Consider the following 14660-nt stretch of genomic DNA (forward strand, 5'->3'; position numbering starts at 1 on the left):
CTGATCGCATTTTGCGGCGGCCAGCCGGCATTGCACGTCTTCATGACCTCATGAAACATTGTCATGAAAAACTTTGTGACAATGGTTCTATCACTGGCGAAAAGTTTTCCATCACGATCAATCGGTGCAGGATATGATGGGTTTGCGGCCCTTCTTGTCCCGCTTCGAAGACAAAGGAATGTCCGCAATGGCAACGGAGCGTGCTCTCCCCAACCTCTGGCATGCGACGGCACCGGCCGCGCCTGAAACCGGTCCGCTGACCGGCGACCTGAGCACCGACGTAGCGATCATCGGCGGCGGCTTTACCGGTCTCTCCGCCGCGCTGCATCTTGCGGAAAAGGGCGTGAAGGCAACCGTGGTCGAAGCGCGGATGATCGGCTTCGGCGGCTCCGGGCGCAACGTCGGTCTCGTCAATGCCGGCATGTGGGTAAAGCCGGACGATCTCGTCGCAACTCTCGGCGCTGACGCAGGAAACCGCTTGTTGAAGGAACTCGGCGACGGTCCGTCGCTGGTCTACGATCTGGTCGCGAAACACGACATGCAGTGCGAAGCCGTGCGCAACGGCACGCTCCACATGGCTGTCGGTGCCGAAGGACTCAAGGACATTAAGGATCGCGAGGCGCAGTGGAAGAAGCGCGGCGCGCCCGTCGAAGTCCTCTCGGCCGACAAGACGCATGTGGTTTCCGGCGCCGAGGGCTTTGCCGGCGCCCTCCTCGACCGCCGCGCCGGAACGATCCAGCCGCTCGCCTACGCGAGGGGACTGGCCCGTGCAGCGCTCGCGGCCGGCGCGAGCATCTTTACCGATACTCCGCTCGTTGCCGCCACACGCCAGGGGGATCTGTGGAAACTGAAGGCCGGCCGGGGTACCATTATCGCCCGCCATGTCATTCTGGCGACCAACGCCTATGGCGGGCTCGTTCCCGACGCGCCGTGGAAGGCGCATACGCAGGAATTGACGATCCTCCCCTATTTCCAGTTCGCCACCAATCCGCTTCCCGAAAAGGTCGCAGCACGAATCCTGCCGGAGCGTCAGGGTACCTGGGACACCGGGCTCGTGATGACCTCCTTTCGCATGGACCAGCAGAACCGGCTGATCTTCGGTTCGATCGGCCGCCTCGACGCCATCGCGGAGGGCACGCATCGCGCCTTCGCAGCCCGCTCGTTGCGCAAGCTCTTCCCCTATATCGGCGATTTCCGCTTCGAGTACTGGTGGGACGGCAGCATCGGCATGACGACCAACAACCTGCCCGCCATGCACCTGCTCGCGCCAAACGTCGTTTCGGTGAGCGGCTACAATGGCCGCGGCATTGCGCCAGGAACTGTCTTCGGGCGTGCGCTCGCCGGCCACGTGATGGGCGACGACTCGGCAATCCCGCTTTCAGAAACGCCGATTACGCCCGATCCGTGGCGGACCGTAAAATCGGCGTTTTATCACGCCGGCGCGCAGGCAAAGCACTTCGTCGATCGGCGTTTTTGAAGAGCACCCATTTCTGCTATGACCTCCTGGAGGCCGGTCGCCTGCTCGGCGGTGCCGGTGCGTATTGCGCCGAAGATCGAGCTCGCCTCGTCCACGTGCGCCGGGATCTAAGGAAGCCTCCGCTTGCCAGCCATTCGGCGCAGGGCGGGAACGCTGACTACGCGGCGCGCAATTGCGCCCAGGACGGCACCCGCGCAGCCCAGGACCGCTGATAGCGAACGGGCAGCAGCGCCAGAACCTCCTGAGCGAGCGCAAGCGCATTCTCGCGCGCTTTGTCGAGATTGCTGACGCGGCCGGCGTCCATCGTCTGCAGCGTTCCGCCGCATTCGAAAATCTCGCGGTAGGCGGCGCGTTCGACGATCGGCGTTTCGAGCATCGCAACGCCGCGCGACGCAAGCAGCGTCTTGATGGTCTGGAGCGCACGTGTGGTCACCAGCGAGTTGACGCGCGTGAGCACGACTGAATGCTTGATGCGAACCGTCGCCTTTTGTTCGATGTGGCGGATCAGTTCCAGGATCTGGACGGCGCCCTGCGCGTCCATCGCGCACCCTTGGACCGGGATCAGCACCTGATCGGAAAGGCCGAGCGCCAGTGCGACGATTGCATCCTTGGCTCCGGCGAGATCGATGACGATGAAATCGACCTCGTCCTTCAGTTCGCGGATATGGCAGGGCAGCGAAGCTGGTGTGATGTGCGAAATCACTTCGAGATTGGCGACACGGCCGGAAACTTCCGACCAGCGCGTGATCCAGCGCTGTGGATCCGCGTCGAGCACCACCACCCTGTTGCCCTGTCTCGCCAGTTCCGTCGACAGGATCAATGCCGCCGTCGTCTTGCCGGCGCCGCCTTTTGCGTTGGCAAATGTGATGACCGCCATCTTCCACCTCATTCCGTCATTGTTTCAAAGCCCCGCTCGAAGCATCGACGGCGCCCTTAACAGAGCCTTTCAGAACATGGTTAACGAAATGGAAATTTTTGGCAGGCAAAGATTAACCGCGGATCTGAGAACCGAAGGCAAGGAAATGAAAAGCCCGGAAAACTAAGGCTCTCCGGGCTTCGGAAAAATTAACGCGATTCCGGCTCAGATGCTTTCTCTGAACAGTTTTTTCGCCGCGTCGAGGGTCAGTTCCACCGGGTTGCCGCCGGCAGTCGGGTCGACGATCGCCATTTCCGCCATTTCATCGATGCGGTCGGTGCCGACGCCGAGCACGGAAAGCTTGTCCGGCACGCCGAGTTCTTCGCGCAGCTTCAGCACGTAGTCGTAGAAACCGTCGAAACCGCCGGCGATGCCGAGATAGGCGGCAGCGCGGGCGATCTTGTCCTCGATTGCCGGGCGGTTGAAGCGCAGCACCGGCGGCATTACGACGGCATTGGTCATGCCGTGATGGGTGTTGTAGATCGCGCCGACCGGATGGGAGAGCGAATGGATCGCGCCGAGTCCTTTCTGGAACGCGACCGCACCCATCGCTGCGGCACTCATCATGTTGGCGCGCGCTTCGATATCTGTGCCGTCCTTGTAGGCGCGCGGCAGGTATTCCTTGACGAGCCGCATGCCTTCGAGCGCAATGCCCGCCGACATCGGATGGTAGAAGGGCGAGGAATAGGCCTCCAGGCAGTGGGCGAAGGCATCCATGCCGGTACCGGCCGTGATGACCTTGGGCATGCCGACCGTCAGCTCCGGATCGCAGATCGTCACTCCCGGCAGGAACTTCGGGTGGAAGATCACCTTCTTCACGTGACTCGCCGAATTGGTGATGACGCTGGCGCGCCCCACTTCCGAACCAGTGCCGGCCGTCGTCGGAACAGCGACGATCGGAGCAATCCCTTCCACGCTCGCGCGCGTCCACCAGTCGCCGATATCCTCGAAATCCCAGACCGGCCGCGTCTGGCCGACCATGAAGGCGACGCATTTGCCGAGATCGAGGCCGGAACCGCCGCCGAAGGCAACGACGCCGTCATGGCCGCCGTCCTTGAATGCCTTCACGCCGGCTTCCAGGTTCTTGTCGTTCGGATTCGGGTCGACGTCCGCAAAGATGGCGCGGCCAAGGCCGCCAGCCTCGAGGATATCGAGCGCATTCTGCGTGATCGCCATCGGCGCAAGGCCACGGTCGGTTACGAGCAGCGGCTTTTTCATGCCGAGCGCCTTGCAATGGTCGGCAAGCTCCTTGATTCGGCCGGCGCCGAACTTGACGGCGGTCGGATAGCTCCAGTTGGCGGTGATGGTCATGCGGTTGCTTTCTTCAGGTGATAGGATTTCGGACGGGTAAGGTTGTGGAAGCCGAGGATCGAGAGCGAGCCGCCGCGGCCCGTTTCCTTGACCCCCGTCCAGCAGAGCGCCGGATCGAGATAATCGGCGCGGTTCATGAAGACAGTGCCGGTTTCAAGGTCGCGGCCGATGCGCGACGCGCGGTCGGCATCCTTCGTCCAGAGCGAAACGGTGAGGCCATACTGGCAATCGTTCATCAGCTCGATCGCCTCGGCGTCGTTCTTCACCTTCATGATGCCGACCGCCGGCCCGAAGGTTTCCTCCCGCATGAATTCCATCGAGTGATCAACATCGACGAGGACCTGCGGCGCGAGATAGGCGCCGCCGTCATCCTGCGGGAAAAGCTTGGGATCGATCAGCGTCTTGGCGCCCTTGGAAACGGCATCGGCGATCTGGTGGCGCACGGTTGCAGCAAAGCGCTTGTTGGCCATGGGCCCTAGCGTCGTCTCCGGATCGAGCGGATTGCCGAGTTTGTAGTTGGAAACCCACGCGACCGATTTCTCGACGAAGGCGTTGTAAAGCGATTCATGCACATAGATGCGCTCGATGCCGCAGCAGCACTGACCGGAATTGTAGGTTGCGCCGTCCATCAGCGTGTCGACAGCCGCATCAAGGTCCGCATCTTCCATTACATAGCCCGGATCCTTGCCCCCAAGCTCGAGGCCAAGGCCGGTGAAGGTACCGGCTGCGGCGCGTTCGATCGAGCGCCCCCCTTCGACTGAGCCGGTGAAATTGATGAAGTCGAAGCTCTTGGCCGCTATCAGCGCCGCCGTCGTGTCGTGATCGAGGAATAGGTTCTGGAACACGTCCGCCGGCACGCCCGCCTCGATGAAGGCGCGCACCATGCGTTCGCCGACCAGGATCGTCTGGCTCGCATGCTTGATGATGACCGTGTTGCCGGCCATCAGCGCCGGGGCGACCGTGTTGATCGCCGTCATGTAAGGGTAGTTCCAAGGCGCGATGACGAAGACGACGCCATGCGGCTCGCGCTCGATGCGCCGCTCGAAGCGTTCGCTCTCTTCGACAATGATTGGCTTCAGCGCATCGGCGGCGATAGAGGCGACATAGTTCGAACGCTCGTTGAAACCCCTGAACTCGCCGCCATAGCGCACCGGCCGGCCCATCTGCCAGGCGAGCTCGGGCACGACCTCGTCGACCATCTCGTTGAGCCGCGCGACGCCCGCGAGCACGAGCTGAACGCGCTCCTCGATCGGGCGCTTCGCCCAGCTTTTCTGGGCCAGACGCGCGTGGGCCACGGCCTGTCTGGCGAGTTCCAGCGGCATCGCGGGGCGCTCGGCGTAGACCTCGCCGTTAACCGGGGAAATGCATTTGATCATCGTCATGATCGTCATCCTGTTTCTGCCTAATTAAAACTTTCCCCGCCAGTTTCCCCTCCCCAAGGGGCTTGCTGACGGCATCGCTTTCGCCCAACCCAACGTCTCCACGAGTGGGGACGTTTCGGGCTACCGAAAGGGACGCGGCAAAGGAGCCCCTCCCCTTGTGGGAAGGGGTTGGGGAGGGGTCACATTTACGCTCTTTCGAAACCGCGTGCGACCTCCCAGTCGGTCACCCGCCGGTCATATTCCTCCTGCTCCCAGCGTGCCGCGCGGGTATAATGGTCGATGACGTCGTCGCCGAAGGCGGCGCGCAGCATCTTCGAACCGGTCAGCGCCTCGGTTGCGTCCCTCAGCGTGTGCGGGATCTCGCGTATATCCGTGCCGTGATAGGCATCGCCGACGAACGGCGCTTCGAGTTCCATCTTGCCCTCGATGCCGGAAATGCCGGCGGCGATCAATGCGGCAAAGGCAAGGTACGGGTTGAGGTCGGAACCGCCGACGCGGCATTCGATGCGGATCGCCTTGGTGTCCTCGCCGCAGAGGCGATAGCCGGCGGTACGGTTGTCCTTGCTCCAGATCGCCTTGGTCGGCGCGAATGTGCCCGCCATGAAGCGCTTGTAGGAATTGATGTAAGGCGCCAGGAAATAGGTGATCTCGCTCGCATGGGTCAGAAGACCAGCCACGTAGTGCCGCATCAGTTCCGACATGCCGTAATGCGCGCTCTTGTCGAAGAAGAGCGGCGTCTCGCCCTCGGCACTCCAGAGCGACTGGTGGATATGCGAGGAAGAGCCGGCAGCCGAATAGTTCCACTTAGCGAGGAAGGTGATGGCCTTGCCGCGCTGCCAGGCGATTTCCTTGCAGCCGTTCTTGATGATCGCATGGCGGTCGGCCATGGTCAGCGCATCGGCATAGCGGACGTTGATTTCCTCCTGGCCGGCCGAGGCCTCGCCCTTGGAATTTTCGACCGGAATGCCGGCCCCCTGGAGACCGTTGCGGATCGCCCGCATCACGTCCTCTTCCTTGGTCGTCTGGAAGATGTGATAGTCCTCATTGTAGCCGCTGGCGAGCTGCAGGTCGCGATAGCCGGACTGGCGCGCATCGTCATAGGATTGGTCGAAGAGGAAGAATTCCAGCTCGCTCGCCATGAAGGCCTTTAGGCCCATCGCCTCCAGCCGTCCGATCTGCTTCTTGAGGATGGCCCGGGGCGAATGCGGCACCTCTTCGTGCGTGTGGTGGTCGAGCACGTCGCAGAGCACCAGCGCCGTGCCTTCGAGCCACGGAATGCGCCGAAGCGTCGCGAGATCCGGCCTCATCGTATAGTCGCCATAGCCCTTCTCCCAGCTTGTCGCCTTGTAGCCGGAGACGGTCTCCATCTCGATGTCGGTCGCAAGCAGATAGTTGCAGCTATGCGTTTCCTTCCACGCGCTTTCGACGAAATATTCCGCATGGAAGCGCTTGCCCATCAGGCGCCCCTGCATGTCTACCTGGCAGGCAAGCACCGTGTCGATGCGGCCGGCGGCAACATCCTCTTTCAGTTCCTCGAACGAATAGCTCATGAAAGCACCATCCCATGTTTCGGTGCGGCCGTTCCCGTGGCCGCAAAAATGAGGCGGAAGCCGCAGCCGCGGCCCCGCCCTCTTGGTGTTTGATCAAGCTTCCCCGACAGCCTTTTCGGCTGCGGCGATTTCGGCCTGGCGGCGCGCAACTTCTTCGCCGATCGGCGGCCCACGGAACCGGCGGCTCTCGAAGCCGAACCAGACAATGCCGGTTACGATCAGGAAGCCGACGGTGATGTAAAGCGCCCAATCGTTCGGCGGCTGAATGCCGAGCACGAAGATCAGCACCATCGCGATGATCGACAGGACGGCGAAGAGCTTGAATATGCCTTCGCCGAGGTTCCACGGCCCCATTTTGTCCCACTTCGATGTTCCCCAGGCAAAAAAGCCGAGCGTGATCGGGATCGCGAAGGAGAAGAACAGGAAGATGACCGTGCACGAGACGACGATCGTGTAGACAGGTGTATCGCCGATCGAGACGAGCGACGATCCCCAGACGAAGAGCACGGCAAGGATCGACCCGGTCCAGATCGCCGCAACCGGCGTACGGTAGGTCGGGCTGACCTTGGCGAGCGCCTTCGAGGCTGGCAGGCCGCCGTCACGCGAGAAGGCGAAGATCATGCGCGAAACCGAAGTCACCGTCGCCAGGCCGCACAGCCACTGGCTGACGAAGATGGCGAGATAGAGGATGTCCTTGATGATCGGATGCACCTGTGCGTCCATCGCCCAGAAGAAGACGTTCCATCCTTGCTTGGCGGCCTCGTCCATATTCGGGATCATCAGCACGAAGGCGCACAACATGATGTAACCAAAAAGCGCCGACCAGAGCACCGACGAAACCATGCCGCGCGGCACGGAATGCGCAGCCTTCACCGTTTCCTCCGACGTATGCGCCGAAGCGTCGTAGCCAGTGATCGTGTAGATCGGCAGAAGCAGGCCAAGCAGGAACACCCAGGTCCCCGATGTCTCCGGCCAGACGCTGCCGCCGGCCTCGCCGGAATAGTTCGCGAAGGTGAAGAGCCTGCCGATTTCGTAACTGTCGGCGACTGCGAGGCAAACGACGGCCAGCAGAATCGAGGTCGCGAAGATCAGATAGCCCGAGAAGTCGGTAAGCTTCGCCGTCAGCCCGATACCCATGTGGTTCACGAGCGCCTGCAGGCCGGTGATGATCGCGAGGAAGACGATGCGTGTCGTCGTCGTGTCTTCGAGGCCGAAATAGGGTGTCCCGAACGAGCCCATGAAGAAGTAATAGGTGCCGACGTTGATGGCGCCGAGAACTGTAACGAGACCGAGCAGGTTGAACCAGGCGGTCAGCCAGCCGGTGAAGCGGTTGCCGAGAATCGAGCCCCAATGATAGAGACCGCCGGCCGTCGGATAGGCCGAGCCGATCTGCGCCATGGCAACGGCGAAGACGAGCGAGATGAAGCAGCCGAGCGGCCAGCCGATGCCGATCGAGGCGCCACCGGCGCCGGAGGTCGCCTGCGCCAACGAGTTGATGCCGCCCGACAGAATGCAAATGATTGAGAACGATACGGCGAAGTTCGAGAACTGGCTCATGCGCCGCTCGAGCTCCTGGGCGTAGCCCATCGAATGCAGGACCTGCATGTCCTGCTTCTTATCGACATCGGTATAGTCTGACATCTTCTATCCCCTGTTTCTCCTCGACCTCGCGCGCCATTGCAGGAGGCCCATCACACCGTTCGCATCGGAACGGGACCGCGGCTTTGCCGCTCCCCAGGGTCTTTTTATTGTGCCGGAAGGGCGGCCGCGCTCTTTGCGAGCAGCCCCTCCAGATAATCAGCCATGACCCTTTGGCTGATCTCGTCGCGAATGAGATCGTTTCTGATCTCGATCATCACGTTCGGCAGTCCGTTTCGCACGCCGTACTCCACCAGACTGTGCGTTACGCCGTCCGCTGGCCCATAGGGCTCATTGCGGCGGATGTCGTAGGCGACCTCCCCGTCCGTCGCGATCTCAAGCATGCGGTCGGCAAGCCGGCTGTCGGCATCGTGCAGGATGCCGATTTCGACAGCGCGCGGGTTGCCGAAATAGACGGGCGTGAAACTATGCATGGTGACAAGGACGACGCGCCGCCCGGCGGCCTTGCGCTCGCACACGAACCGCGCCACGGCATCGCGAAACGGCAGATAGATCTCCTCCACCCTCGCCTGCCGCTCTGCGGCCGACATCACCCTGTTGCCCGGCACCTCGTAGATTTCGCTGATGGCCGGCATTGCCGCGTCGGACTCGGGTGGCCGGTTGCAGTCATAGGCGAGGCGCGAAAAGCGTTGATGGATGAGTGTCCCGTCGAGCCTCGCGGCAAGATGCCTCGCCACCGCCAGCGCGCCAGGGTCCCAGGCGATGTGGCTCTCCAGTGCTTCTTTTGAAAGGCCGAGCGTCCCCAGGCGCTCCGGCAGGACGCGCGACGCGTGCTCGCAGACGAAGAGGAAGTCTCCCTTCCCGTCGGCATTGTCGATGGCGACCGGATCGCCCTCTGCCTGCGTCAAAAGCCCCGTCAAAACCGGCACCCCCAAATTGCCTCGTCAGACGATCTTAATGAAGAGAATTCTTCACGAATCAGGGAGTGTCAACGAAAATCTGAAACGATCTCTTCAAAAAGCCGATTGACTCCGATTGTGACAGCGATGTTTAATTCGTCACAAGCTGGCGCAGACCAGTTCAGGGGCAACGACATTGACCAGCAAAGCGGCATCCATGACGGTGTCGGATGTGATCAACGCACATTTCCCGGCGCTGACGCGCGCCGAGAAGCGATTGGCGGAAACACTTCTCGACAACTATCCCGTCTCCGGACTCGGCTCGATCACCACGGTCGCCGAGAACGCCGGCGTTTCGACGCCAACCGTGGCACGTATGGTTCAGAAGCTAGGTTTCCGCGGATTTCCGGACTTTCAGACAAGGCTCCACCAGGAACTCGAGGCGACGATCTCCAATCCGATCGCCAAGCACGATCGTTGGTCCGCGAGCGCCCCTGGCACGCACACACTCAACCGGTTCGCCGATGCGGTCATGGGAAATATGCGCCAGACGCTGTCCCAAATAGAACCGCGCGAATTCGACCAAACCGCCACCCTGATCGCCGATTGCAAGCGCAATATCTATCTCGCAGGCGGGCGCATCACCCGATCGATTGCGGACTACTTCTTCACCCATCTCCAGGTCATCCGCACCGGCGTCACCCAGATTGCCGCCAACCCGAGCTCCTGGCCGCACTACGTCCTGGACATGAAGCAGGGCGACGTTCTGATCCTGTTCGATATCCGCCGGTACGAACAGGAGATGGAAACGCTTGCCCGCTTCGCCCGAGATCGGGGGGTCGAAATCGTTCTCGTCACGGACCAGTGGGGTTCACCGGTCGCCAAATCCTCTTCCAAAGTCTTCCGCGTACAGATCGAGGCGCCCTCGGCCTGGGATAGTTCGGTCATGCTTCTCTTTCTCGTCGAGGCGCTGATCGAAGCCGTGCAGAACACGAACTGGGACGAGACACGGGACCGGATGAAGATGCTTGAAGGCCTGTTCGATTCGACACGCATCTTCCGCAGGCCGGTCTAGGGAGGAACCGGCTGTTTATGGACCAGCCTTCACAGGATACCAGCGGCTGCTGTGCAAATCGGAGCGACCGCCGTCCAGCGACCGACACGCATGGCGCGAACGGGACAGAGCCTGTCACACAGGTTTCATCGCGCCTCATTAACAGCATCGCCGAAATTACAACGAACGAAAGCACATAAGGAGAACGTCAGTGATTTCAAAGACTCAACGCCTGCTCTCGCTTTCCACCGCCATGCTGCTCGCAACGTCGGCGATCGCCGTCGCCGAGCCGAGCGAGGAGCTTATCGCCGCCGCCAAGAAGGAAGGCACGCTGACCACGATCGCGCTTCCGCACAACTGGTGCGGTTATGGCGACGTCATTGCCGGCTTCAAGGCCAAGTACGGCATCGAAGTCAACGAACTGAACCCGGACGCCGGTTCGGGCGACGAAATCGAAGCCATCAAGGCCAACAAGGGCAACACCGGCCCGCAGGCGCCCGACGTGATCGACGTCGGCCTCTCCTTCGGCCCGTCGGCAAAGGCCGAAGGCCTGATCCAGCCCTACAAGGTCTCGACCTGGGACTCGATCCCGGATAGCGCCAAGGACGCCGACGGCTACTGGTACGGCGACTATTACGGCGTTCTCTCGTTCGTGGTGAACACCGACATCGTCAAGGACGTGCCGAAGGACTGGGCCGACCTCAAGAAGTCGGACTATGCAAACTCGGTCGCCCTTGCCGGCGATCCGCGCGCGTCCAACCAAGCCGTGCAGGCCGTCTATGCCGCCGGCCTTTCCGCCGGTGAGACGGATGCCGCCAAGGCTGGAGAGGCTGGCCTCGGCTTCTTCGGCGAGGTCAACAAGGCAGGCAACTTCGTTCCGGTCATCGGCAAGTCGGCCTCGCTCGCCCAAGGCTCCACCCCGATCATCATCGCCTGGGACTATAACGGTCTCTCCTGGCGCGACAGCCTGAACGGCAACCCGCCGGTCGAAGTCGTCGTTCCGGCTTCGGGCGTCGTCGCCGGCGTCTACGTCCAGGCTATCTCGGCCTTCGCACCGCATCCGAATGCTGCCAAGCTCTGGATGGAATACCTCTATTCCGACGAAGGTCAGCTCGGCTGGCTGAAGGGCTATTGCCACCCGATCCGCTTCAACGATCTCGCCAAGAACGGCAAGATCCCGCAGGAAATGCTCGACAAGCTGCCGCCGGCAGCGGCCTATGAAAAGGCCGTCTTCCCGACGCTCGAAGAGCAGGAAGCCGGCAAGACGGCAATCACCACCAAGTGGGACGCCGTCGTCGGCGCCAACGTACAATAATTGCAAGACCGGCCTCCCCTCCGCACGCGCGGCGGGGAGGCTTCCCTTGATGCCGGGACGGCCAAAACGCGATGACCACGACAACAGCAATAGCAGCACCTCGGATCAGCAAACGGGCGATTATCGACTGGCTCGGCATCGCGCCGTTCATGATTTTCGCGCTGATGTTCCTGATCGTCCCGACGCTTTATCTCGTGACCGGCGCCTTCCTGACGCCGGAGGGCGAACTTACTTTCAAGAACATCGCCGACCTCTTCACGCCTTCGATTCTCTCTGCCTACTGGATCTCCATCCGAGTCTCGGTCGCCTCCTCGCTCGGCGGCGCGCTGATCGGTTTCTTCCTCGCCTGGGCGATCGTGCTCGGCGGCGTCCCCGCCTGGGTCCGCTCCGGCCTTCTCACCTTTTCCGGCGTCGCCTCGAACTTCGCCGGCGTGCCGCTGGCATTCGCGTTTCTCGCGACGCTCGGCCGCACGGGCCTCGTCACGGTTTTCCTGCGCGACTGGTTCGGCTTCAATCTCTATTCGACCGGCTTCAACCTCCTGAGCTTCTTCGGCCTGACCATCACCTACATGTATTTCCAGATCCCGCTGATGGTGCTGATCCTGACGCCGGCGCTCGACGGCATGAAGAAGGAATGGCGCGAGGCATCCGAGATCCTCGGCGCCTCGACCTGGCAATACTGGCGCATGGTGGCCCTGCCGATCCTCTGGCCGAGCCTGCTCGGCACGACGCTGCTGCTCTTCGCCAACGCCTTCGGTGCCATCGCCACGGCCTACGCACTGACCGGCAGTTCGCTCAACATCGTCCCGATCTTGCTCTATGCGCAGATCCGCGGCGACGTGCTGCACAACGCCAACCTCGGTTATGCGCTGGCGCTCGGCATGATCGTCATCACCGGCATTTCCAACATTCTTTATATCTGGCTGCGAATGCGCGCCGAACGGTGGCAGAAATGAAAGCACAACGCCTCGGCGCCTGGATCGCCATCGCCATCGGAGCGGGCTACTTCATTATTCCGCTGCTCGGCACGCTGGAATTCTCGCTACGCATGCGGCGCGGCGCCTATTCCTTCGACGCCTATCAGTCGGTTTTCTCCGATATCCAGTTTCGCGAGACCTTCGGCTATTCGATGCTGATGGCGTTTTTGACCATCGTCTTCGGCATGCTGCTCGTCGTGCCGACCGCCTACTGGGTGCGGCTCCGCCTGCCGCAAGTGCGGCCTGTCGTCGAATTCATCACGCTGCTGCCGCTCGTCATTCCGGCGATCGTCATCGTCTTTGGCTATCTGCGCCTTTATAACTCCTCGTCGGTGCTACCGCTGACCGGCTCGACTTCCGGGACGAACGCGCTCCTGATGTTTTCCTATATGACGTTGTCGCTCCCCTACATGTACCGCGCCGTGGATACCGCGATGCGGGCGATCGATGTCCGGACGCTGACGGAAGCGGCCGAGAGCCTCGGCGCCAAATGGCCGACGATTCTCTTCCGCTGCATCTTCCCGAATGTGATGAGCGGCGTGCTGTCTGGCTCCTTCATCACCTTCGCTATCGTCATGGGCGAATTCACGATGGCGGCGCTGCTCAACCGGCCGGCCTTCGGCCCCTACCTGCAGCTCGTCGGCGCCAACAAGGCCTATGAGCCTTCGGCGCTCGCCGTCATCGCATTCGCCATCACCTGGCTCAGCATGGGTCTGATCCAGCTCGTGTCCCGCTTCCAGAAATCCGCTCCGGCCAAGGCTTGATCACATGGCATTCCTGACACTGACCAATATCCAGAAGTCCTTCGGCCCGGTTCAGGTCGTGCACAACTTCAACATGGGCATCAACAAGGGTGAGTTCGTTTCCTTTCTCGGCCCTTCGGGTTGCGGCAAGACCACGATCCTGCGGATGATCGCCGGCTTCGAGACTCCCTCGGGCGGCACCGTCCTGATCGACGGCAAGGACCAGGGCGCACTGAAGCCAAACCAGCGCAACATCGGCATGGTGTTCCAGGCCTATGCACTGTTCCCGAACATGAACGTGCACGACAATGTCGCCTTCGGCCTCAAGGTCGCGGGGGCTCAAAAAACGGAAATTGATCAACGGGTGAAGCAGATGCTCGGGCTTATTAAGCTCGAGCACCTGGCGGACCGCTTCCCCTATCAATTGTCCGGCGGTCAGCAGCAACGCGTGGCGCTTGCCCGCGCCCTCGCCGTCAAGCCGCAAGTATTGTTGCTCGACGAACCGCTCTCCGCCCTCGACGCGAAGATCCGCGTTTCGCTGCGCGAGGAAATCCGGCAGATCCAGCAGCAGCTCGGCATCACCACCGTCTTCGTGACGCATGACCAGGAAGAGGCGCTGTCGATCTCCGACCGCATCGTCGTCATGAATGCCGGACACGCCGACCAGATCGGCACTCCGTTCGAGATCTACAACACGCCGGCGACCCGTTTCGTCGCCTCCTTCGTCGGCACGCTGAACATCATCGAGGGCAAGGTTGCGGATCCGGCAAGCGGTGCCGTCACCATCGGCGGTCAACGGATTTCGCTGAAGGAGCCGGTCGCCGGCATGAAGGGTGGCGACAGCATCTCGCTCGCGCTGCGCCCGGAAGCGGGCTCGATTGCCGAAGGCGCCAAGGGCGACACGGCCCTCATCGGTGAGGTCGTCGCGACGAGCTTCCTCGGCTCCGTCATTCGCACAAAATTGCGCGTCGGTAACGACATCATCTCATTCGACACGTTCAACGATCCGGGCCTCACCCCGCCGGTCTCCGGCGAAAACGTCACGCTACGCTTCGCCGCCAAGGATCTACTCGTCATCCGCGAATAGGTCCCGCTGATCGCCAGAATGATTTGTTCCGGCTAGGGGCCCGCCTTGGAAAAATCTGTCGCGATTTCCCGTTTTTCCGTCGCAGCGCGCGTTTGACCGCGCCCTGCCGGCCTATATAGTCGCAAGCGTTCTCAGGGCGGGGCGAAATTCCCCACCGGCGGTAGCAGCCAAGCGATCCGAAAAGATCATGCGGCTGGAGCCCGCGAGCGCTTCGGAAGCTGCCACGCATCCGAAGGTCAGCAGATCCGGTCAGACTCCGGAGCCGACGGTTACAGTCCGGATGGAAGAGAGCAAGCAGGAGCGGAGTCCCTTCTCGGGCTCTTCGCGCGTGCATGTTCGCCCGACGGGAT

At 61.8% G+C, this 14660-nt stretch carries 13 protein-coding genes and 1 riboswitch; of the genes, 7 read left to right on the forward strand and 6 right to left on the reverse strand.

Annotation, left to right across the window (positions count from 1 at the left end; genetic code table 11):
- The first annotated feature begins 187 nt into the window (after window positions 1–187).
- The gene (locus QA637_RS11100; RefSeq protein ID WP_153436371.1) at window positions 188–1477 is read left to right on the forward strand and encodes an NAD(P)/FAD-dependent oxidoreductase; all 1290 of its coding nucleotides are present in this window, start codon (window positions 188–190) and stop codon (window positions 1475–1477) included.
- A 157-nt stretch (window positions 1478–1634) separates the two neighbouring features.
- On the opposite strand, the gene QA637_RS11105 is transcribed toward QA637_RS11100, so the two are convergent.
- On the reverse strand, window positions 1635–2354 hold the full coding sequence (locus QA637_RS11105; RefSeq protein ID WP_153436370.1) for a ParA family protein: 720 nt from the start codon (window positions 2352–2354) through the stop codon (window positions 1635–1637).
- On the opposite strand from QA637_RS11105, the gene QA637_RS11110 reads away from it, so the two are divergent.
- Window positions 2344–2520: a hypothetical protein gene (locus tag QA637_RS11110; RefSeq protein ID WP_153436369.1), complete on the forward strand. Its 177-nt coding sequence runs from the start codon at window positions 2344–2346 to the stop codon at window positions 2518–2520. The two genes, QA637_RS11105 and QA637_RS11110, sit on opposite strands and share 11 nt — an antisense overlap.
- Window positions 2521–2558: 38 nt before the next feature.
- Here the strand turns inward: QA637_RS11110 and QA637_RS11115 are convergent, their stop codons facing one another.
- From QA637_RS11115 to QA637_RS11135, 5 genes are all read right to left on the reverse strand, one after another.
- Window positions 2559–3704: an iron-containing alcohol dehydrogenase gene (locus QA637_RS11115; RefSeq protein WP_153436368.1), complete on the reverse strand. Its 1146-nt coding sequence runs from the start codon at window positions 3702–3704 to the stop codon at window positions 2559–2561.
- Entirely contained in the window at window positions 3701–5086 is a 1386-nt protein-coding gene (locus QA637_RS11120; RefSeq protein ID WP_153436367.1) for an aldehyde dehydrogenase family protein, read from the reverse strand. The genes QA637_RS11115 and QA637_RS11120 overlap by 4 nt, the downstream gene beginning before the upstream one ends.
- A 185-nt stretch (window positions 5087–5271) precedes the next feature.
- Window positions 5272–6636, reverse strand: a complete 1365-nt coding sequence (locus QA637_RS11125) for a glutamine synthetase family protein (protein WP_153436366.1) — start codon at window positions 6634–6636, stop codon at window positions 5272–5274.
- A gap of 93 nt (window positions 6637–6729) precedes the next feature.
- Window positions 6730–8277 (reverse strand): amino acid permease, encoded by a 1548-nt coding sequence (locus tag QA637_RS11130; protein WP_153436365.1) that lies wholly within the window; start codon window positions 8275–8277, stop codon window positions 6730–6732.
- A 104-nt stretch (window positions 8278–8381) separates the two neighbouring features.
- Complete coding sequence (locus QA637_RS11135; RefSeq protein WP_153436381.1) at window positions 8382–9155, reverse strand: N-formylglutamate amidohydrolase; 774 nt, start codon at window positions 9153–9155, stop codon at window positions 8382–8384.
- Window positions 9156–9351: 196 nt separating this feature from the next.
- On the opposite strand from QA637_RS11135, the gene QA637_RS11140 reads away from it, so the two are divergent.
- The 5 genes from QA637_RS11140 (at window position 9352) to QA637_RS11160 (ending at window position 14310) form a co-directional block, all read left to right on the forward strand.
- Window positions 9352–10209, forward strand: coding sequence for a MurR/RpiR family transcriptional regulator (locus tag QA637_RS11140; protein ID WP_153436364.1), 858 nt, complete (start codon window positions 9352–9354; stop codon window positions 10207–10209).
- Between the two features lie 190 nt (window positions 10210–10399).
- Window positions 10400–11503, forward strand: coding sequence for an ABC transporter substrate-binding protein (locus tag QA637_RS11145; RefSeq protein ID WP_184108541.1), 1104 nt, complete (start codon window positions 10400–10402; stop codon window positions 11501–11503).
- Between the two features lie 71 nt (window positions 11504–11574).
- On the forward strand, window positions 11575–12459 hold the full coding sequence (locus QA637_RS11150; RefSeq protein ID WP_153436363.1) for an ABC transporter permease: 885 nt from the start codon (window positions 11575–11577) through the stop codon (window positions 12457–12459).
- Window positions 12456–13244 carry an ABC transporter permease gene (locus QA637_RS11155; RefSeq protein ID WP_153436362.1) on the forward strand — a complete coding sequence of 263 codons (789 nt, stop codon included), beginning with the start codon at window positions 12456–12458 and terminating at the stop codon, window positions 13242–13244. The genes QA637_RS11150 and QA637_RS11155 overlap by 4 nt, the downstream gene beginning before the upstream one ends.
- Before the next feature lie 4 nt (window positions 13245–13248).
- Window positions 13249–14310 carry an ABC transporter ATP-binding protein gene (locus tag QA637_RS11160; protein ID WP_153436361.1) on the forward strand — a complete coding sequence of 354 codons (1062 nt, stop codon included), beginning with the start codon at window positions 13249–13251 and terminating at the stop codon, window positions 14308–14310.
- A 123-nt stretch (window positions 14311–14433) separates the two neighbouring features.
- Window positions 14434–14606: riboswitch (FMN riboswitch) on the forward strand.
- Window positions 14607–14660: the final 54 nt, after the last annotated feature.

The sequence above is a fragment of the Sinorhizobium terangae genome, assembly GCF_029714365.1.
Lineage (GTDB): Bacteria > Pseudomonadota > Alphaproteobacteria > Rhizobiales > Rhizobiaceae > Sinorhizobium > Sinorhizobium terangae.